Annotated in this window: 17 protein-coding genes; 7 read left to right on the top strand and 10 right to left on the bottom strand. The window is 63.0% G+C overall.

The window, feature by feature from the left end; translation table 11 throughout:
- Window positions 1-3: 3 nt before the first annotated feature.
- From HHL24_RS23595 to HHL24_RS23585, 3 genes are all read right to left on the bottom strand, one after another.
- Window positions 4-915, bottom strand: a complete 912-nt coding sequence (locus HHL24_RS23595) for an alpha/beta fold hydrolase (protein WP_169487783.1) — start codon at window positions 913-915, stop codon at window positions 4-6.
- Window positions 916-1257: 342 nt separating this feature from the next.
- On the bottom strand, window positions 1258-1899 hold the full coding sequence (locus HHL24_RS23590; protein WP_169487782.1) for a CoA transferase subunit B: 642 nt from the start codon (window positions 1897-1899) through the stop codon (window positions 1258-1260).
- Between the two features lie 2 nt (window positions 1900-1901).
- Window positions 1902-2606: a CoA transferase subunit A gene (locus tag HHL24_RS23585; protein ID WP_169487781.1), complete on the bottom strand. Its 705-nt coding sequence runs from the start codon at window positions 2604-2606 to the stop codon at window positions 1902-1904.
- Between the two features lie 243 nt (window positions 2607-2849).
- On the opposite strand from HHL24_RS23585, the gene HHL24_RS23580 reads away from it, so the two are divergent.
- Entirely contained in the window at window positions 2850-3395 is a 546-nt protein-coding gene (locus tag HHL24_RS23580) for a LuxR C-terminal-related transcriptional regulator (RefSeq protein WP_169487780.1), read from the top strand.
- Between the two features lie 121 nt (window positions 3396-3516).
- Here the strand turns inward: HHL24_RS23580 and HHL24_RS23575 are convergent, their stop codons facing one another.
- Both HHL24_RS23575 and HHL24_RS23570 read right to left on the bottom strand, forming a co-directional pair.
- The gene (locus HHL24_RS23575) at window positions 3517-3948 is read right to left on the bottom strand and encodes an acyl-CoA thioesterase (RefSeq protein ID WP_169487779.1); all 432 of its coding nucleotides are present in this window, start codon (window positions 3946-3948) and stop codon (window positions 3517-3519) included.
- 241 nt (window positions 3949-4189) lie between these two features.
- Window positions 4190-4966, bottom strand: a complete 777-nt coding sequence (locus HHL24_RS23570) for an SDR family oxidoreductase (RefSeq protein ID WP_169487778.1) — start codon at window positions 4964-4966, stop codon at window positions 4190-4192.
- 191 nt (window positions 4967-5157) lie between these two features.
- On the opposite strand from HHL24_RS23570, the gene HHL24_RS23565 reads away from it, so the two are divergent.
- The gene (locus HHL24_RS23565; RefSeq protein WP_169487777.1) at window positions 5158-6831 is read left to right on the top strand and encodes an electron transfer flavoprotein-ubiquinone oxidoreductase; all 1674 of its coding nucleotides are present in this window, start codon (window positions 5158-5160) and stop codon (window positions 6829-6831) included.
- Between the two features lie 134 nt (window positions 6832-6965).
- On the opposite strand, the gene HHL24_RS23560 is transcribed toward HHL24_RS23565, so the two are convergent.
- The 4 genes from HHL24_RS23560 to HHL24_RS23545 form a co-directional block, all read right to left on the bottom strand.
- Complete coding sequence (locus HHL24_RS23560) at window positions 6966-8453, bottom strand: tetratricopeptide repeat protein (RefSeq protein ID WP_169487776.1); 1488 nt, start codon at window positions 8451-8453, stop codon at window positions 6966-6968.
- 47 nt (window positions 8454-8500) lie between these two features.
- Window positions 8501-9601, bottom strand: coding sequence for a chorismate synthase (gene aroC / locus HHL24_RS23555; RefSeq protein WP_169487775.1), 1101 nt, complete (start codon window positions 9599-9601; stop codon window positions 8501-8503).
- Window positions 9602-9722: 121 nt separating this feature from the next.
- On the bottom strand, window positions 9723-11660 hold the full coding sequence (locus HHL24_RS23550; RefSeq protein ID WP_169487774.1) for an MFS transporter: 1938 nt from the start codon (window positions 11658-11660) through the stop codon (window positions 9723-9725).
- A gap of 155 nt (window positions 11661-11815) precedes the next feature.
- Entirely contained in the window at window positions 11816-12280 is a 465-nt protein-coding gene (locus HHL24_RS23545) for a CBS domain-containing protein (protein WP_169487773.1), read from the bottom strand.
- Between the two features lie 239 nt (window positions 12281-12519).
- Here HHL24_RS23545 and HHL24_RS23540 point away from each other — a divergent pair, with 239 nt between their 5' ends.
- From HHL24_RS23540 to HHL24_RS23530, 3 genes are all read left to right on the top strand, one after another.
- A complete protein-coding gene (locus tag HHL24_RS23540) occupies window positions 12520-14094 on the top strand; it encodes an O-acetylhomoserine aminocarboxypropyltransferase (protein ID WP_230417548.1) in 1575 nt (524 codons plus the stop codon).
- Window positions 14091-14936: an alpha/beta fold hydrolase gene (locus HHL24_RS23535; protein ID WP_169487772.1), complete on the top strand. Its 846-nt coding sequence runs from the start codon at window positions 14091-14093 to the stop codon at window positions 14934-14936. Before HHL24_RS23540 ends, HHL24_RS23535 begins: the two co-directional genes overlap by 4 nt.
- Before the next feature lie 199 nt (window positions 14937-15135).
- On the top strand, window positions 15136-15456 hold the full coding sequence (locus HHL24_RS23530) for an Mpo1-like protein (protein WP_012433756.1): 321 nt from the start codon (window positions 15136-15138) through the stop codon (window positions 15454-15456).
- 9 nt (window positions 15457-15465) lie between these two features.
- On the opposite strand, the gene HHL24_RS23525 is transcribed toward HHL24_RS23530, so the two are convergent.
- Complete coding sequence (locus HHL24_RS23525) at window positions 15466-16779, bottom strand: YihY family inner membrane protein (RefSeq protein ID WP_206002988.1); 1314 nt, start codon at window positions 16777-16779, stop codon at window positions 15466-15468.
- A 120-nt stretch (window positions 16780-16899) separates the two neighbouring features.
- Between HHL24_RS23525 and wrbA the strand changes: the two genes are divergently transcribed.
- Window positions 16900-17502, top strand: coding sequence for an NAD(P)H:quinone oxidoreductase (gene wrbA, locus HHL24_RS23520; protein ID WP_115780521.1), 603 nt, complete (start codon window positions 16900-16902; stop codon window positions 17500-17502).
- A 194-nt stretch (window positions 17503-17696) separates the two neighbouring features.
- Window positions 17697-18125, top strand: a complete 429-nt coding sequence (locus HHL24_RS23515) for a DUF2069 domain-containing protein (protein ID WP_407947521.1) — start codon at window positions 17697-17699, stop codon at window positions 18123-18125.
- Window positions 18126-18199 lie beyond the last annotated feature (74 nt).

Here is an 18199-nt window from a genome sequence, read left to right as displayed (position 1 = left end):
ATATTATGACGCGTCAGCGGCCGGTCCGATAAAGAACTGCCTCGCAATGTCGATCTGATCGGCCGACAGAAACGCCGGCGCATGCCCGACGCCTGCGATTTCCGCGCTCGATACAGCACGCCCGGTCTCGACCATCCTGGCAACGGTCTCCCGAGAAAGCAGATCCGACTGCTCGCCGCGCACCACCAGCACCGGCCCCTGAAACGCAGCCAGCGAATGCCACAGCGCGGCCTCGCCGAGTTTGGCCGCCTCTTCGGTCGTTGCGGTAAACGGCTGTGCGATCCGCGGGTCGTAGCGGAGCAACCATGCGCCGTCCTTCTCGTGCAAAAGCGGCGTATTGATCTCGCGCCACTCCTCTGGCGTGAGAGGACCGAACGTTTGCGCAAGCAACGCGGCGTAATCGATGCCCTGCTGCAGCGTTTCGAAACGCACGGGCTTGCCGAGGTAATCGCCGATGCGCTGCACGGCCACAGGCTCCAGATGCGGACCGACGTCATTCAGCAGCATCTTGCGAATGGGCGTTTCCGGCAGACCGGCCAGCGCTAGCCCGATCAGACCGCCCATCGAGGTGCCGAACCAGTCGACCGTTTCGACGTTCAGGCGCGCGATCAGCGTGACCATGTCGGCGACGTACTGCGGCACGCTATAGAAGTTGGGGTTCGCGAGCCACGAAGACAAGCCCCGCCCCACCACATCCGGGCATACCACGCGGTAAGTGCCGGCGAATTCCGCCGCGAGGCGGTCGAAATCACGCCCCGAGCGCGTCAAACCGTGTACGCACAGCAGCACACGCGGGTTGGCTGGGTCGCCCCACTCGGTGTACGCGATACGGTGCAAGCCACCGGCGCTCGCGCACTGTACATAACGTTGGCGCGGCACGGGCCGCTCGGCGGTGGAAACGGACGTTTCGGTCATCTGGGTTCCTTGCAAAAACGCTGCGGGCTCGGCGCAGACCAAGCGGCGGGAAATGAACGTCGAATCTTCAAACGATTGTAAACCGCTTTGCCTCGCAGCAAGGATCGGCCAAACGGCCTAGGACTGCCCGGGAGGCACCAACACATAGCCCCCAGGCGCCCCCGTGCGGGCAGCGCAGAGCGGCACAAAAAACGCCACAAAACAAAAACGGGCGAGACTCGCGCCTCGCCCGCCTACAACTTGCTTCAACTTGCTGCGTAAGCCGCCCGCAACCCACAAGGCAACTTGCGTTGCCGCCGGGTGCCGCTCGCATGAACCGAGGCGGCCGGCTCACCCAATCATTCAGCTCACCGCGCTCACGTCCAACGGCGCGCCCGTCTTCGCCTGGATTTCCTCGACGCTGACGCCCGGCGCCAGCTCAGTCAGCTTCAGGCCGTCTTCCGTCACTTCGATCACGCCGAGATCGGTGATGATCTGATCGACCACGCCCACGCCCGTCAGCGGCAACGTGCATTCTTCGAGGATCTTGTGCTGGTCGCCCTTCGCGACGTGTTCCATCAGCACGACCACGCGCTTGACGCCCGCGACCAGATCCATCGCGCCGCCCATGCCTTTGATCATCTTGCCGGGGATCATCCAGTTGGCCAGATCGCCCTTCTTGCTGATCTGCATCGCGCCCAGAATCGCCAGGTTGATGTGGCCGCCGCGAATCATCGCGAACGAATCCGCCGACGAGAAAATCGACGAACCCGGTAGCGTGGTCACCGTCTGCTTGCCGGCGTTGATCAGGTCGGCATCCACTTCTTCTTCGGTCGGCGACGGGCCGATGCCCAGCAGGCCGTTCTCCGACTGCAGCCACACTTCGACGCCAGCCGGCACGTGGTTCGCCACCAGCGTCGGCAAGCCGATGCCGAGGTTCACGTAGAAACCGTCCTGCAATTCCTTCGCCGCGCGTGCGGCCATTTCGTCACGAGTCCATGCCATGATCAGTTTCCTTTCGCGCGAACGACGCGTTGTTCAATGCGCTTTTCCGGATTCGCGTTGAGCACAATGCGCTGCACGAAAATGCCCGGCGTGTGGATCGCATCCGGATCGAGTTCGCCCACTTCAACGATTTCCTCGACTTCCGCGACGGTAATCTTGCCGGCCATCGCGCACATCGGGTTGAAGTTGCGCGCGGTGCGGCGATAGATCAGGTTGCCCGATTTGTCGGCTTTCCATGCCTTGACCAAAGCGACGTCGGCCGTCAGCGAATGTTCGAGCACATAGTGGTTCTCGCCGAACTGGCGGGTTTCCTTGCCCTCGGCGATCAGCGTGCCGTAGCCGGTGTTCGTGAAGAAGGCCGGAATGCCCGAGCCGCCGGCGCGCAGCTTCTCGGCGAGCGTGCCTTGCGGCGTGAATTCCAGTTCGAGTTCGCCGGCCAGATACTGGCGTTCGAACTCCTTGTTCTCGCCCACGTAGGACGAAATCATCTTCTTGACCTGGCGCGTTTCGAGCAACAGACCGAGGCCGAAACCGTCAACGCCCGCGTTGTTGCTGATGCAGGTGATGCCTTGCACCTTCGAATCGCGCAGCGCCGCAATCAGCGCCTCGGGAATGCCGCACAGCCCGAAGCCGCCGACGGCAAACGTCTGCCCGTCCTTGACGATGTCTTTCAGCGCCTCGGCGGCGCCTGGATAGACCTTGTTCATCAGTATGTCCCTTCCTTTATGGAAACCCGAATCCGGATCGTTGCGACTTCGATATGACGGAGAGCGGGCAAATGCCCGACACATCATTCTAGTCATCCGCGGCCGGCCCTGCGCTCAGGTTACCCTGCCTCGCGAGGATGCCTGCCGCGAACGTTTCGCCGCGTTGTCATGTGCCCGAAAGAGTACGCTGGGCGCGCCATACGGCACAATACGCAAAAATACATAAGTACTTGCCGCCAGCCCATGCCCGCACTGGATTACCAAACCGCTTTTCACCTCGCCCCGATCGGACTCGTGCTGTCGCGCGAACGGATCATCGAAGACTGCAACGACGAGCTGGCGTCGATATTCGGCTGCACGCGTGAGGCGCTGCTCGGCCAGTCGTTCCAGGTGTTGTACCCGTCGACGGACGAATTCGAGCGAATCGGCACCCGAATTCCGCCGATCATGACCGCGCAAGGCAGTTACGCGGACGACCGGATCATGAAGCGGGCCAACGGGGAATTGTTCTGGTGCCATGTGACGGGCCGCGCGCAGCAACGCGCCGACGCACATGCAGCCGGTGTGTGGACATTCGAGGATTTGAGCGCGACGCGGCGCGTGGCGGTCGAATTGACGCCTCGCGAGCGGGAAATCGCCGCGCAACTGGTGACCGGCAAAACCAGCAAGCAGATCGGGCGCGCGCTGGATATCAGTCCGCGCACGGTCGATGTCTACCGCGCGCGGCTGATGCGCAAATACGATACGGGGAACGCGACCGAGCTATTGCAGCGTTTGCTCGGGCATTGAGGGCTGGAATCGGGTGCCGGCTCGGTGAGAAGCCGGCCTTGGGGCGACCCGCAGCGAACGTGAGGATGGTTCCAGGTTCGATTGCGGGCGCGACTACGCGGTTGTTACGGGAGCCAGGAGATCAAGCCGCTTTAACCAGCGCCGCGCGCTCGATGGTCGCGCGCAGCAGATCCGGAACCGCAACCGACTTGCCAGCGGCGTAATCGATCCACACGCAGCGCGCAGCGCCACGGGCATAGACGGTGTTCGGATCGTCGGCGCGCACGAGTTCGAACCCCGTGTCAAAGCTGCTGCGGCCGGGCGTGGCCACGGACATCCGGCCGATCACGTCGCCGGGATAGTGCAACTGCTTGAGAAACTCCATCGACGCATTGACGATCACTGGCCCCTGCCCGTCGGCGTTGCTGCCGGCCAGACCCAGTTGTTCGAACCACGAAATCCGTACCTGCTCCATGTAACGGAAATAGACCGTGTTGTTCACATGACCGAATGCGTCCATGTCGCCCCAGCGGATCGGCATCGACATCTCAAAAACTGCGTGAAAATCGCTCATCGTACTTCTTTAACGGGTTGAAACGAGGGTGAAACCGGCGAGAGCGCCGGCGCAGAAATGACAAACAACATAACGCGAGGATTCTTTGTACAGAAGGCCCGCGCGCGTAAAACAGTTTCTTCGGCTGTGCGCTAATCCGATGTGGCGGCAGTGCGAGGCGGCGCCGGAATAAAGCGCGGCAAAGCCCCACGACAGTGGCGCAAAAGTCGCATAAAGCCCCAACGGCGCCCGAAAGCCGCGCTCAGGCGAGACCGAACCCATCGTCGGCGGCAATCACCGAGCCATTGATGAACTGCGACTCGTCGGCCGCCAGCAGCAGCAACAGCCCGTCCAGATCCTCCGGCTTGCCGACACGATGACGCGGCATCAGGGACACCAGCTTCTGTCCCTGCTCGGTCGACCAGTGATGATGGTTGATCTCAGTATCGATATAGCCCGGGCAGATGGCGTTGACGTTGATACCGTGCTTGCCCCACTCCAGCGCCATAGCTTTCGTCATATGAACAACGGCGGCCTTGCTCATCGAGTACAGGCCGATCTGCGGCAGCACCCGCAAGCCCGCCATCGACGCGATATTGATGATCCGGTATGACGGCTTCTGTGCACTATTGCCCCGCATGATCATGCGCTTGGCGACTTCCTGGGCGACAAAGAAAGCGCCGCGCGTGTTAGTGTCGAACACGTATTCGAAGTCGGCCGGCGTGACTTCCGAAAGCTTCTGCGTGGTCGATACGCCTGAATTGTTCACCAGAATGTCGATCGTGCCCGCCTCGGTCTCCGCATGGGCAACAGCCGACTTGATGCTCTGATAATCCGTGACGTCGAGCGAGACAACGTGCGCCGCGCCGCCGGCGGCCTCAATCTCGGCGCGCAACTCCTTCAGACGCTCGGTGCGGCGGCTCGCCAGCACGACCTTGGCGCCGGCCTGCGACAATACTTGAGCAAAGCGCTTTCCCAACCCGCTCGAAGCGCCGGTGACCAGCGCGACCTTGCCTTCCAGATTGATCGAACGGCCCATTGTCGTTCCCTTGTTCGGTTGTTGTTACAGACGCGGTTGACAGATGCGGCAAGACCGTCACTGCGGGTCATACCGTATCACATAAATAGAACGATCGTGCTAATCTCCGCTCATCTGGTTGCAGTGGCGGAGACCATCGCCCACAATACGATCCCGAAAAAAGCATTCTAACGGTAAGAAGAGGAGCATCAATGACCCCCGCAAGTCTCATTGAGCAATACGGTCCACGCGAGTCGATGGAGTACGACGTCGTGATCGTCGGCGGCGGCCCGGCTGGCCTGTCCGCAGCGATCCGCCTGAAGCAGCTGGCGGCTGAGAAAGGCGTCGAGATTGGCGTGTGCGTACTGGAGAAAGGCTCGGAGATCGGGGCGCATATCCTGTCGGGCGCGGTGATGGATCCGCGCGCCATCACCGAACTGATCCCCGACTGGAAGGAAAAAGGCGCGCCGCTGACGGTGGACGTGACCGAAGATAAATTCCTGTTCCTGACCGAAACCGGTTCGAAGAGTGTGCCGGTCTGGGCGCTGCCGGATAACTTCAAGAATCACGGCAACTATGTGATCAGCCTCGCGAATGTCACGCGCTGGCTGGGTCAGCAGGCGGAAGCGCTGGGCGTCGAGATTTTCCCGGGCTTTCCGGCTGCTGAGATTTTGTACAACGACGATGGTTCGGTTAAAGGCGTCGCCACCGGCAACCTCGGGATCGGCAAGGATGGCGAGCCGACCGAGAATTTCCAGCTCGGCATGGAGCTGCACGCGAAGTACACGCTCTTCTGCGAAGGCGCGCGTGGGCACCTCGGCCGTCAACTGAACGACAAATTCAAGCTGCGCGAAGGCGTTGACCCGCAGGTCTACGGGATCGGCATCAAGGAACTGTGGGAAATCGATCCGTCGAAGCACAAGCCGGGTCTGGTGATGCATACGGCCGGCTGGCCTTTACAGAGCGACACGTACGGCGGCTCGTTCCTCTATCACATGGACAACAACCAGGTGGTGGTGGGCTTCGTGGTCGGTCTCGGCTATACGAATCCGTACCTATCACCGTTCGAGGAGTTCCAGCGCTACAAGACGCATCCGGCGATCCGCGCGGTCCTCGAAGGCGGCAAGCGGGTGTCGTACGGCGCACGCGCGATTACGGCCGGCGGCCTGCTGTCGCTGCCAAAGCTGGTGTTCCCGGGTGGCGCGCTGGTGGGGGACGATGCCGGCTTCCTGAACGCATCGCGGATCAAAGGCTCGCATGCGGCGATCAAGACCGGCATGCTGGCCGCAGAAGCGGCATTCGATGCCGTGCAGGCAGGACGCACCAGCGATGAACTCACGGCATATCCGGAGAGCTTCAAGACGTCTTGGCTGCACACGGAGTTGCATCGTGCGCGCAACTTCAAGCAGTGGATGAGCAAGGGCCTGTACCTCGGCACACTGATGGTCGGCATCGAGCAGAAGCTGCTGGGCGGCAATGTGCCCTGGACGCTGCATCACCAGCATTCCGATCACGAGATGCTGAAGCCCGCGTCACAGTGCAAGCCGATTGTTTATCCGAAGCCGGATGGGAAGCTGACGTTCGACCGGCTCTCTTCAGTGTTCATCTCGAACACCAACCATGAAGAGAATCAGCCGGCGCACCTGACGCTGAAAGATCCTTCGGTGCCGGTGAATGTGAACTGGCAGACCTATGCCGGTCCGGAAGCACGTTATTGCCCGGCCGCGGTGTATGAGTTCGTGAAGAACGACGACGGCAGCGAGCGGCTCGTGATCAACGCGCAGAACTGTGTGCACTGCAAGACCTGTGATATCAAGGACCCGACGCAGAACATCGTCTGGGTCACGCCCGAAGGCGGCGGCGGTCCGAACTATCCGAATATGTGATTCGGCGCTGGTTTGCCGTGCGCGGAGCTTGTTTGTCGGTCCGCGCACGGCATGCAAACAATCGCTCCGAGCAAAAAAACAAAGCGGCATCCACTGCCGAGACGTACTGCCGACATCGCCGCAAAGCAAAAAACTCAAACGCCCCGCATCATTTCAATCCGCTCTCGCACTTTAGCCAGCACCGGCGCCCACGCACCAATCTCCGGCTGTCGAAAGAGCTCAATAGAATCGTACCAGGCCGTGGCGCGCGACTCGTCGCCCCAAAACCATGCCGACACATGATCGATCATCAAACACGTCGGCACGCCGAGCGCTCCGGCCAGATGCGCGGGCCCGCTATCGATCGTGACGACCAGATCCAGATTCGTCAGCAACGCAGCGACGTCGTCGAATCCGGACTGAAAATGATGGGTCAAGTCGACGACATCGAGACCCTTGGCCCGCCACTGCGCGACCGTCTCGCTGCGCCCAGGCGACAACGCAAACCAGGTCACGCCGGGCACGGTCAATAGCGGCTCGAGTTGCTCGACAGGCATCGACCGCCGCCTATCGCGGATATGGTCAGGATTGCCGTTCCACACTAGACCGACCCTGCGATTGCCCGGCTTGCCAGCCGTGTGCGCATGGACCCGCTCGCGCCACGCCTGCACACGCGCGGGTTCAGCGCTCAGATACGGCGCGCCCCACCCTTTGGCTTCGAAGAGGCCAAGCCGCAGCGGCAAGCTCATCAACCCGCAATGGAAATCAGGCCGCGTTTCAAGGCTCGTTTCGAGCGGCAAGTCGGCCGGCAGCATCCGTTCGAATAGATGCCGCAATGGCCCGTCGTGACCGAAAATCACCCGGCCGCCCTCGCGGCGCGCCCGCTCGGCCAGCAGCGGCAGAAAGCGCACCGCCCACAGACAGTCGCCGTTGCCTTGTTCGCCATACACGATCAGCGTTTTTCCTTCCAGCGATTCGCCCTGCCAATGCGCGCTGATCGCGGCGAGCGCATGTTGCGCGTTATTCAGGTCGTCGGCAAACGCGACGCGTGATTCGTAATGCGCCCAGCCCTCGGCGAAACGTCCCGTACGGATTTCGAGCTCCGACAGATCGAACAGTGCATGCGCGTTATTCGGCGACAACACCAGCACCTGCCTGAGCAACGCTTCCGCTTCGGCAAGACGCGCCTGCTCCTTGATGCACAACGCGAGTTTGTGAAGCGCCACCGGATTGCCGGGCACAACACGCACTGCTCTGCGCAGCAGCCGCTCGGCCGTGTCGAAGTCGTTGCGTTGTTGCACGGCGGCGGCGCGCCAGATCAGCGCATTGGCGTCTTCGGCGTTCTGTTTGAGAAGCAACGTTGTGGCGGAGTCGACAAGTGCCCAGTCGCGCACGATGAATGCCGTCTGCGCAATCGTGTGAAGCAGCGTGGGTTCGCAAGAGGGATCGAGCTGATAAGCGCGCACCAGCGCTGCCAGCGCTTCGCTCTGGCCTGCTTTGTCGCGCCCGGCGCCTTGCAACAGCGTTTGTCCGAACGCGAGACAGTCGGCCGCGCCGGCATGCGGCGCGGCGGCACGTGTGCGCAGGTCCGCGAGTTGGCTATCTGCCGGTTCGGTGTTCGGCTCGGTATTCAGATCAGTCATTGAGACGGTGCTGCACGCGCAGTACGAAGACGCTCAGAGCGCGCCCTTTACGGCGCGCTCGCCGCGATCTTCGGCGTGCTCACGGCGACATCGCCACATTGAGCACGGTGGCGCAGCGCGTGGTCGATCAGCACCAGCGCGAGCATGGATTCGGCGATCGGCGTGGCACGGATGCCGACGCACGGGTCATGGCGTCCGAACGTTTCGACGATGGCCGGCTGCCCTGCCTTGTCGATCGAGCGGCGCGGCGTGCGGATGCTCGAAGTCGGCTTGATCGCGACGGACACCGTGATGTCCTGGCCGGTCGAAATACCACCGAGCACGCCGCCCGCGTGATTACCGACGAAGCCCTCCGGCGTCAATTCATCACCGTGCACCGAGCCGCGTTGCGCGACGCTGGCGAAGCCCGCGCCGATCTCGACGCCCTTCACCGCATTGATGCCCATCATGGCGTGCGCGATGTCCGCGTCGAGGCGGTCGAACAGCGGCTCGCCAAGCCCGACCGGCACGCCTGAAGCCACGACGTTGATACGCGCGCCGATCGAATCGCCGTCTTTGCGCAGCGCATCCATGTAATTTTCGAGTTCCGGCACGATCTCCGCATTCGGCACAAAGAACGGGTTCTCACGCACGTGAACCCAGTCGACGAACGGCACGTCGATCTCGCCGAGCGCCGCCATGTAGCCGCGGATCTCGGTACCGAATTTTTCGCGCAGCCATTTCTTCGCTACCGCACCGGCCGCCACCGTCGGCGCAGTCAGACGAGCTGACGAACGGCCACCGCCGCGATAGTCGCGAATGCCGTATTTTTGCCAGTAGGTGTAGTCGGCGTGACCGGGCCGGAAGGTGTCCGCGATATTGCCGTAATCCTTGCTGCGCTGGTCTGTATTGCGGATCAGAAGCGCGATCGGCGCGCCGGTGGTCTGGCCTTCGAACACGCCCGACAGGATCTCGACCTTGTCTTCTTCCTGGCGCTGCGTGACATGGCGCGACGTGCCCGGCTTGCGGCGGTCGAGTTCGAGCTGAATGTCGGCTTCGCTAAGCGCCATGCCCGGCGGGCAGCCGTCGATCACGCAGCCGATAGCGGGGCCGTGCGATTCGCCGAAGGTCGTGACAGTGAAAAGCGTACCGAGCGTGTTGCCGGACATGGGCGTCGTCCAAAGAAATGCGGGGAAGGCACTATTATGCCAGCCCTATGGGCCTAGGGCCGGGTTGCGTGCCGGCCTATGTCTTCTGGACAAGCCGGGAGCGAGTGCAGCAATCCCCATGCTACTTCCGCGCCCCGCGCAACTCGGTGACGATCTGCTGCAGCACTTCCGGCGACGCCTGCGCCGGATCGATCGGCTCACCCACCGCCAGCGTCAGCCGGCTCATCACGCCCTTCTGGATCGGTCGCGGCCAGCGCGCGTCGTTGGCGCGCGAAAACACGCTGCCCCACAGTCCGCGCAACGCCATCGGTATTACCGGCGCCGGCGTGCGGCGGATGATCTCGGTCACGCCGTGGCGGAACGGATTCATCTCGCCAGTCTTCGTAAGCTTGCCTTCCGGGAAGATGCAGACCAGATCGCCCTCGGCGAGCGCCTCGGCGCAGCGCTCATAGGCGCCCGCCAGCAGCGCCGGATCCTGATGGGCGGGCGCGATCGGAATCGCCTTCGCATGACGGAACACCCAGCCGGCGAACGGCGACTTGAAGATCTGATAGTCCATCACGAAGCGGATCGGCCGCGGGCTCTCGGCCATGATGACGATCGCATCGACGAAGCTCACGTGGTTGCACACCAGCACGGCCGCGCCTTCTTCCGGAATCCGCTCGGCATGAACCAGACGAATCCGGTAGAACGTATGCACCAGCACCCAGGCAATAAAGCGCAGCAAAAACTCGGGCACGAGCGAATAGATGTACGTCGCGACGACAATGTTCAGCAACGCGGTAACGAGGAAAATCGCCGGAATGCTGAAACCCGCCGCGGTCAGCCCCATCGCCATCAACGCCGAAACGATCATGAACAGCGAATTCAGAATATTGTTCGCGGCGATGATGCGTGCGCGATGGCTCGGCTGGCTGCGGCTCTGGATCAGCGCATAGAGCGGCACGCTATAGAAGCCGCCGAACATGGCCAACAGAAACAGATCGGCCAGCACGCGCCAATGGGCAGGCCGCACCAGGAATTCGCCGACGCTCAGCAGATGCCCGGCGGCCGGCAACGCATGACTCGCGAAGAATAGATCGATCGCGAACACGCTCATGCCGATCGAGCCGAGCGGCACGAGGCCGATTTCGATGCGCCGCTTCGAGAGCTTTTCGCACATCAGCGAACCCAAACCGATGCCGATCGAGAACGTACCGAGAAGCACGGTGACAACATCCGGATCGGCGGACAGCACGTTTTTCGCAAAGCTGAAAAACGACGACAGAAAGGTCGCGCCGACGAACCACAGCCAGGAAATCCCCAGCAGACTCAGAAACACCGTCCGGTTTTCTCGCGCGAGCTTCAGGTTGCGCCACGTCTCGCTGACCGGGTTCCAGTTGATGCGCAGATCCGGCTGCGGCGCCGCCGTGACAGGCACGAAGTTCGACACCAGCCGCCCCACCAGCGCAATCCCGACACATGCGCAGGCCAGCACCACGGCGCCATGCTCGACGAATCCAGCGCCCACGCCGCCGACGATCGTGCCGATCAGGATCGCGACGAAGGTGCCCATCTCAACCATCCCGTTACCGCCGACCAGTTCCGACTTCGACAGATGCTGCGGCAGATATGAGTACTTGACCGGTCCGAACACAGTCGAATGGACGCCCATCAGAAACGTGCACAGATACAGCAGCGGCGCGCTATGCAGCCAGAAACCCGCGCCGCCGATCAACATCACGACGATCTCGAAGCTTTTGACGAAGCGCGTGAGCATCGCCTTGTCGTACTTGTCCGCGATCTGGCCGGAGGTGGCCGACAGCAGCACGAACGGCAAAATGAAAATCGCCGAAATCAGGAACGCGGCCGTTTTCGGATCGACACCGGAAAAGCGCGCCGCCTGATACGTGACGAGCGATGTGAAGCCGATCTTGAACACGTTGTCGTTCATCGCGCCGAGGAACTGGGTCCAGAAAAACGGCGCGAAGCGGCGCTGACCGAGCAGGCGGAACTGCGACTCGTGCGACTCGTGAGGGCGGGCGGCACGGCGGGCAGCAGGTAACGGTCGATCGCTCATGAAGTTCGGGAACGGGCTAAAAGCGGGCTAAAAGACCAACACAGGGGAAAGGACCAGACACAAAAAAAGCGCACGCTTTCGCGCGCGCCTTGACCGCATCTTCACACTCACGGCAACGGCGCGAGCGCCGCGGTGAGCCACCGCGCGTTACTTGATTAGCGCGGCGCCGCTTGCTGTTCCTGCGGTTCTTCCGGCCAGTCGCGGATGTAGGCCTTGAGCATGCGGTTTTCGAAGCCCTGCTCTTCGACCACCGCCTTCGCGACGTCGTAGAACGAGATCACGCCCATCAGCGTGCGGCTTTCCATCACCGGCAAATAGCGCACATGATGCTCGAGCATCATGCGACGAACCTCGTTGACGTCCGTTTCGGGCGTGCAGGTGAGCGGATGATCGTCCATCAACTTACGGATCGTGGAGGTACCTAGGCTGCCGCCATGCTTGCTCAAGGTCAGAATAATTTCGCGAAACGTCAGCATGCCGACCAGGTCGCCGTATTCCATCACGACCAGCGAGCCGATGTCGTGCTCGGCCATGGTATTGACTGCGTCGTGCAGCGTTGTATCTGGCGTGACCGTGAAAAGGGTGTTGCCTTTGACTTTAAGAATGTCGCTGACTCGCATGATCTGTCTCCGTGATACCCGCTAAGCTGATAATGCCTGAATGATTTTCGATCCTAGCGGAAAGGCCCATAAAAGGAAAGCGGGCCGCCCACCAAGGCGCAACGGGCGTTTGCAAGGCCGGTCCGGCGCCATCCCGAGCGCGCGCATCGGGAAAACCGCGCTTGAAGCGAGCCATGCCGGTGATAGGATGGCCGCCACTTTCACCTTTCGCGAGGCCGTCCGTGGCCTCGCCGCCCAGGATGTCCGCCAACCGTTTCGATACGCTTGCGCTGCACGCCGGCGCGGCGCCCGACCCCACCACCGGCGCGCGCGCCACGCCGATTTACCAGACTACCTCGTTTTCGTTTCGCGACTCGGACCACGCCGCGGCGCTCTTCAATATGGAACGCGCCGGCCACGTCTATTCGCGCATCTCGAATCCGACCGTGGCCGTGTTCGAGGAACGCGTTGCCGCGCTGGAAAACGGCGCGGGTGCGATCGGTACAGCCAGCGGCCAGGCCGCACTCCATCTGGCGATCGCCACGTTGATGGGCGCCGGCTCCCACATCGTCGCCTCGAGCGCCCTGTACGGTGGCTCGCACAACCTGCTGCACTACACGCTGCGGCGCTTCGGCATCGAGACGACCTTCGTCAAACCGGGCGACCTCGACGCGTGGCGCGCCGCGCTGCGCCCGAACACACGCCTGCTGTTCGGCGAGACGCTTGGCAACCCGGGCCTCGACGTGCTCGATATCGCCGCGGTGGCGCAGCTCGCACATGAGCACCGCGTGCCGCTGCTGGTCGATTCGACCTTCACCACGCCCTACCTGCTCAAACCGTTCGAGCATGGCGCCGACTTCGTCTATCACTCGGCGACCAAATTCCTCGGCGGCCACGGCACCACGATCGGCGGCGTACTCGTGGACGGCGGCACCTTCGACTTCAACGCGTCCGGCCGTTTCCCCGAATTGACCGAACCGTACGAAGGCTTTCACGGCATGGTATTCGCCGAGGAAAGCACAGTCGCGCCGTTCCTCCTGCGCGCGCGCCGCGAAGGCTTGCGCGACTTCGGCGCGTGCCTGCATCCCCAGGCCGCCTGGCAACTGCTGCAAGGCATCGAAACACTGCCGCTACGCATGGAGCGGCACGTCGCGAATACGCGCAAGGTGGTCGAATTCCTGTGCACGCACCCTGCCGTCGAAGCCGTCGCCTACCCGGAACTACCGTCGCATCCGGACCATGCGCTCGCAAAGCGTCTGCTGCCACGCGGCGCGGGGGCGGTGTTCAGCTTCAATCTGCGCGGCGACCGTGCCGCAGGGCGCAGCTTTATTGAAACGCTTTCGCTGTTCTCGCATCTCGCGAACGTCGGCGACGCGCGCTCGCTGGTCATCCATCCCGCGTCGACAACGCACTTCCGCATGGACGCCGCCGCGCTCGCCGCAGCCGGCATCGCCGAAGGCACGATCCGACTCTCGATCGGCCTCGAAGACCCCGACGATCTGATCGACGACCTCAAGCGTGCGCTGAAAGCCGCGCAGAAAGCGGGCGGGACGACCGCGCCTGGGAGCGGACCATCCGGTCCGTCCAGCGGGGCGAAAAACGGCCCCTCCAACTCATCCGCTGCTTCGGCCCAAGGCAACCTCTCCGGCTCATCCGCCGCTCCAGCCCACAGCGACCCATCCGGCTCATCCGCCGCTCCAGCCCACGGCAACCCATCCGGCTCATCCGCCGCTCCAGCCCACGGCAACCCATCCGGCTCATCCGCCGCTCCAGCCCACGGCAACCCATCCGCCCCATCCGCCGATGCGGTCAACCCCCGCCCGGAGTCCGCATGATCCTCACCGTTCAAGGCAAGGCCGCCTACGCGTATACCGGCGGCAAACCATTCGACCCCGGCCTGCCGACCGCCGTGTTGATCCACGGCGCCGAACATGACCATAGCGTGTGGGCATTGCAAACGCGTTACTTCGCTCATCATGGCTTCAGCGTACTGGCGGTCGATCTGCCCGGACACTGCCGCAGCGCCGGCCCGGCGCTCACCACCGTGACGGCAATGGCCGACTGGCTGGCCGCCGTGCTGGACGCCGCCGGCGTACAGCGCGCCTTCGTGGCCGGCCACAGCATGGGCTCGCTGATCGCACTCGACTTCGCCGGCCGCTATCCGGCGCGCGTAACGCACCTAGCGCTGCTCGCCACCGCCGTGCCGATGACCGTCTCCGACACCTTGCTCGACGCCGCCCTGCATCGCGAGCCCGATGCAATCGACATGGTCAATCAATGGTCGCATTCGACGTTCGCCGCCAAGCCGTCGTGCCCCGGCCCGGGCTTCTGGCTGCACGGCATGAACCAGCGACTCATGGAACGCGTCTCGGCAAACGGCGAGCCGCACCTGTTCCACACCGACTTCACCGCCTGCAATAGCTACGCGGACGGCATCGCACGCGCCGCTGAGGTGCGTTGCCCGACGCGCTTGATCGTGGGCCGGCGCGATGCGATGACGCCACCGCGCGCGGCCAAAGCGCTCGCCGACGCGCTCTCTCAAACCGGCGTGCCGGTCGACACCGTCATACTCGAAGCCGGCCATGCCCTGATGACCGAGCAGCCCGATGCCACGCTCGACGCGCTGTTCAGCTTTGCCTCGAAGGCCGTAAGCGGCGTTCCACACGGCGTTCAATAGTTGCTGCGAGTCGTCACGATAACCGCACAGGCAGACGCGTGCCATCGGCCAAATGGCCAGGTTGCGCGCGTGGTCCGATAGCCGCACAATGGGTTAAGCCTGTCCTGTTTCGAGCGCGTTCCGAGCATGTCGACGCGCGGCGCGGCAACCTGGAAGCGACGGGCACGGAATCGAGTAGCGTCGACATTCGGAGGCCGTGATGGCTCAAACCGCGCACACCGATCACTTCGCGAGTTTTGCGGAGTTCTATCCGTACTACCTGAGCGAGCATCGCAACACGGTATCGCGGCGGCTGCATTTCGTGGGTTCGCTCGGCGTGATCGGCTGCCTCGCCATGGCGCTCGCCACCGGTGACTGGTTATGGCTGCCGGCCGCCGTAATCTGCGGATATGGCTTTGCCTGGGTCGGGCATTTCTTCTTCGAGAAAAACCGGCCGGCTACCTTCCGGCATCCGCTTTATAGCCTGATGGGCGATTGGGTGATGTTCAAGGACATCTGCGTGGGGAAGATTTCGCTGTAGGTTGCCGCTTCAGGCGGCCTGATGTGGCATTGAAGAAGTACCCTGCTCGCCTTCCTGGTTACGCGCGGCCCGCGCGGCAGCACGTGCCGCCAGCAGCGTAGCGAGCGTCACTTTCAGCTTGTCGTTTTCCAGCGCCGCCAGAAGCGTCTGGCCATCCACGCGCGTAGAGCTCAGTTCGAGCTGATATTCGAGCTCCGCGCGGTCGATCACGAACAGGTCGAACAGGCGCTCGACCGTGATCTGCGCCGGATTTGCCAGCAGCAGAAAGTGCGGACGCGCACCGTCGTCCTCCAGGCGCGCAATCCAGTCGATCTCCTCGAGCTTTTGCAGCAAGTTGATCGTGGTGCCCATCTCGCGGCGAAGCATTCGCGAGAGCTCCGGCACCGTGTAGCCGCGCTTGCCCGCATCGCGCGCTTCTGAGAGCCGCGCGAGGAGCTCAAGCGAATCGAACAGATCGCTGCCCGCGAAAGTCGGCCGGTGAAACTGGCCGATGCGGATCGCCGGCAACGCCGACGCGATCATCGCGCCGGCCAGTGCGATGAACCAGCAGAGGTACATCCACAACAGAAATAGCGGCACAGCGGCAAATGCACCGTACACCGCGGTGTAGGTGGGAATTCGGCGCACGTAGAAGCCAAAGCCGCGCTTGGCGAGTTCAAAGGCGATCGCGGCAGTAATCCCGCCAATCACCGCGTCGCGCCATTCCACCCGGCAGTTCGGCAGAAACACGTAAAGCATCGTGAAGGCGAGCGCCGTCAACGGTAGCGATGCCCCGGTCAGCGCCCAGTCGATCACCGGCGGGATATGCTGGGCGCCCGTGAACGCCATGGACCGCGTGAACAGATAGGAAGAAATCGACAGGCTCACGCCGATCAGAATCGGCCCGAGCGTGATGATCGCCCAGTAGACCAGAATGCGCTGCGCGATCGGCCGCGCCTTGCGCACCCGCCAGATCACATTGAAAGCGGATTCCACGGTCATCATTGTCATGACGGCGGTGACGAACAGAAAAATCATGCCGATGGTCGTCAGGCCCTTGGCCTTCGACGCGAATTGGTTCAGATAATTGAAAATCTGACTGTTGAGCTGCGCAGGCATCAGATGGTCGGCGAGGAAAATCTGCAGCGACATCTGAAACGAGCTGAAAATCGGAAACGCGGTGAACAGCGCGAACGCGACCGTGGCGAGCGGCACGAGCGCGAGCATGGTGGTGAACGTGAGGCTGCCGGCCACCTGCGGAATGCGGTCTTCGCTGCTTCGCTTCGCGGCAAACTGCGCGAGCCGTTTGAGCGTGTCGAGATCGAAACGCACCCTGGACAACAAACCCACCTCCTTGCTTCATAAAACGGTGTTTCAGGACCGTGCGCGAGGCCTGGCCGAATGGCTATGGATGGCCTCTGCAGCGGACCCAACCCCTATAATACCCGTTCACCGATGAGGCCTATGAAAGACATTCTCGTGCTCTATTACAGCCGTCATGGCGCCACGCGCGAGCTTGCGCTGGCGATCGCGCACGGCGTCGACAGCGTCCCCGGCATGCAGGCGCGCGTGCGCACCGTGCCGGCAGTTTCCACCGTCTGCGAAGCGACCCAACCGGATATTCCCGCTGAAGGGCCGCCCTACGTCGAACTGCGCGACCTCGAAGAATGCGCCGGTCTCGCGCTCGGTTCGCCCACCCGCTTTGGCAACATGGCCGCCTCGCTGAAATATTTTCTGGACGGCACCACGCCGCAATGGCTTTCGGGTGCGCTATCCGGCAAACCGGCCTGTGTGTTTACGTCCACCGGCAGCTTGCACGGCGGCCAGGAGTCGACGCTGCTGTCCATGATGCTGCCGCTTTTGCATCACGGCATGCTGATCGTCGGCATTCCGTACACCGAGAGCGCGCTCTCCACCACGCAAACCGGCGGCACGCCCTACGGCGCGTCGCATTTCGCACGCGCGGGCACGGCCGAACAGGGTATCTCCGCCGACGAAAAGACGCTTGCGATTGCCCTTGGCGCGCGCGTTGCCCGCACGGCGGCGTCCATGAGCGAGCGGCCGTGAGCGAGCCGGATGCACACAAGAGCGTGAGCGGCTCCGGGGCTCGGACATCAGCGAGCGAGTCGGGAGCATCGACGGCTACGAGCAGGCGTGAGCGGGATGCTGGCTCGCCCGCGACCGGCCACGATGCGCCGCAAACCGGCGCATCGGCGGCAAACGCCGCAACCAATGCGTCCATGTCGGCAACCGGTATTCCTATGCAGCCCGTGCAGCAAAAACGCGCCGCCGCACTCGGCGCCACCGCTGCCCTGCTCGCGCTGATCGTCTTGTCCGTCGCGTGGGAATGGTGGCTCGCGCCGCTGCGTCCGGGCGGCTCGGCGCTGGTGCTCAAAGCCGTACCGCTACTGCTCGCCCTGCCCGGCGTGTGGCGGCGTCGGCTTTACACGCTGCAATGGGCGTCGATGCTGATCCTCCTGTATTTTGCCGAGGGCATCGTCCGAGGCTGGAGCGACCGCGGCCTGAGCGCCCGCCTCGGCTGGCTCGAAGTCGCCCTCACCGTCGTTTTCTTCGTCTGCACGCTCGCGTATGTCGCACCGTTCAAGCGCGCGGCAAAACGGGCCGCCAGGCAGGCCGCAAAAGAGAACGCGCAGCAGAACACCGGGCAGGCTGGGGGAAGCCCGCGATGAGAACCGCGCTTCTCGCGTCACTTCTCGCGTCACTTCCCGCATAACCTGTCTGCCGACCATCCTGACCGACCAAC

The sequence above is a fragment of the Paraburkholderia polaris genome, from assembly GCF_012927345.1.
Lineage (GTDB): Bacteria > Pseudomonadota > Gammaproteobacteria > Burkholderiales > Burkholderiaceae > Paraburkholderia > Paraburkholderia polaris.
This window is presented reverse-complemented; position numbering and strand designations above follow the sequence as displayed.

Bases quoted from the DNA above. Each gene is read 5' to 3' on its own strand.
- aroC (WP_169487775.1), bottom strand. From the start codon at position 9,601: ATGTCCGGCAACACGCTCGGTACGCTTTTCACTGTCACGACCTTCGGC.
- HHL24_RS23515 (WP_407947521.1), top strand. From the start codon at position 17,697: ATGCAGCCCGTGCAGCAAAAACGCGCCGCCGCACTCGGCGCCACCGCT.
- HHL24_RS23585 (WP_169487781.1), bottom strand. From the start codon at position 2,606: ATGAACAAGGTCTATCCAGGCGCCGCCGAGGCGCTGAAAGACATCGTC.
- HHL24_RS23570 (WP_169487778.1), bottom strand. From the start codon at position 4,966: ATGGGCCGTTCGATCAATCTGGAAGGCAAGGTCGCGCTGGTCACCGGC.
- wrbA (WP_115780521.1), top strand. From the start codon at position 16,900: ATGAAAGACATTCTCGTGCTCTATTACAGCCGTCATGGCGCCACGCGC.
- HHL24_RS23565 (WP_169487777.1), top strand. From the start codon at position 5,158: ATGACCCCCGCAAGTCTCATTGAGCAATACGGTCCACGCGAGTCGATG.
- HHL24_RS23535 (WP_169487772.1), top strand. From the start codon at position 14,091: ATGATCCTCACCGTTCAAGGCAAGGCCGCCTACGCGTATACCGGCGGC.
- HHL24_RS23540 (WP_230417548.1), top strand. From the start codon at position 12,520: ATGTCCGCCAACCGTTTCGATACGCTTGCGCTGCACGCCGGCGCGGCG.
- HHL24_RS23560 (WP_169487776.1), bottom strand. From the start codon at position 8,453: ATGACTGATCTGAATACCGAGCCGAACACCGAACCGGCAGATAGCCAA.
- HHL24_RS23550 (WP_169487774.1), bottom strand. From the start codon at position 11,660: ATGAGCGATCGACCGTTACCTGCTGCCCGCCGTGCCGCCCGCCCTCAC.
- HHL24_RS23575 (WP_169487779.1), bottom strand. From the start codon at position 3,948: ATGAGCGATTTTCACGCAGTTTTTGAGATGTCGATGCCGATCCGCTGG.
- HHL24_RS23580 (WP_169487780.1), top strand. From the start codon at position 2,850: ATGCCCGCACTGGATTACCAAACCGCTTTTCACCTCGCCCCGATCGGA.
- HHL24_RS23595 (WP_169487783.1), bottom strand. From the start codon at position 915: ATGACCGAAACGTCCGTTTCCACCGCCGAGCGGCCCGTGCCGCGCCAA.
- HHL24_RS23530 (WP_012433756.1), top strand. From the start codon at position 15,136: ATGGCTCAAACCGCGCACACCGATCACTTCGCGAGTTTTGCGGAGTTC.
- HHL24_RS23590 (WP_169487782.1), bottom strand. From the start codon at position 1,899: ATGGCATGGACTCGTGACGAAATGGCCGCACGCGCGGCGAAGGAATTG.
- HHL24_RS23545 (WP_169487773.1), bottom strand. From the start codon at position 12,280: ATGCGAGTCAGCGACATTCTTAAAGTCAAAGGCAACACCCTTTTCACG.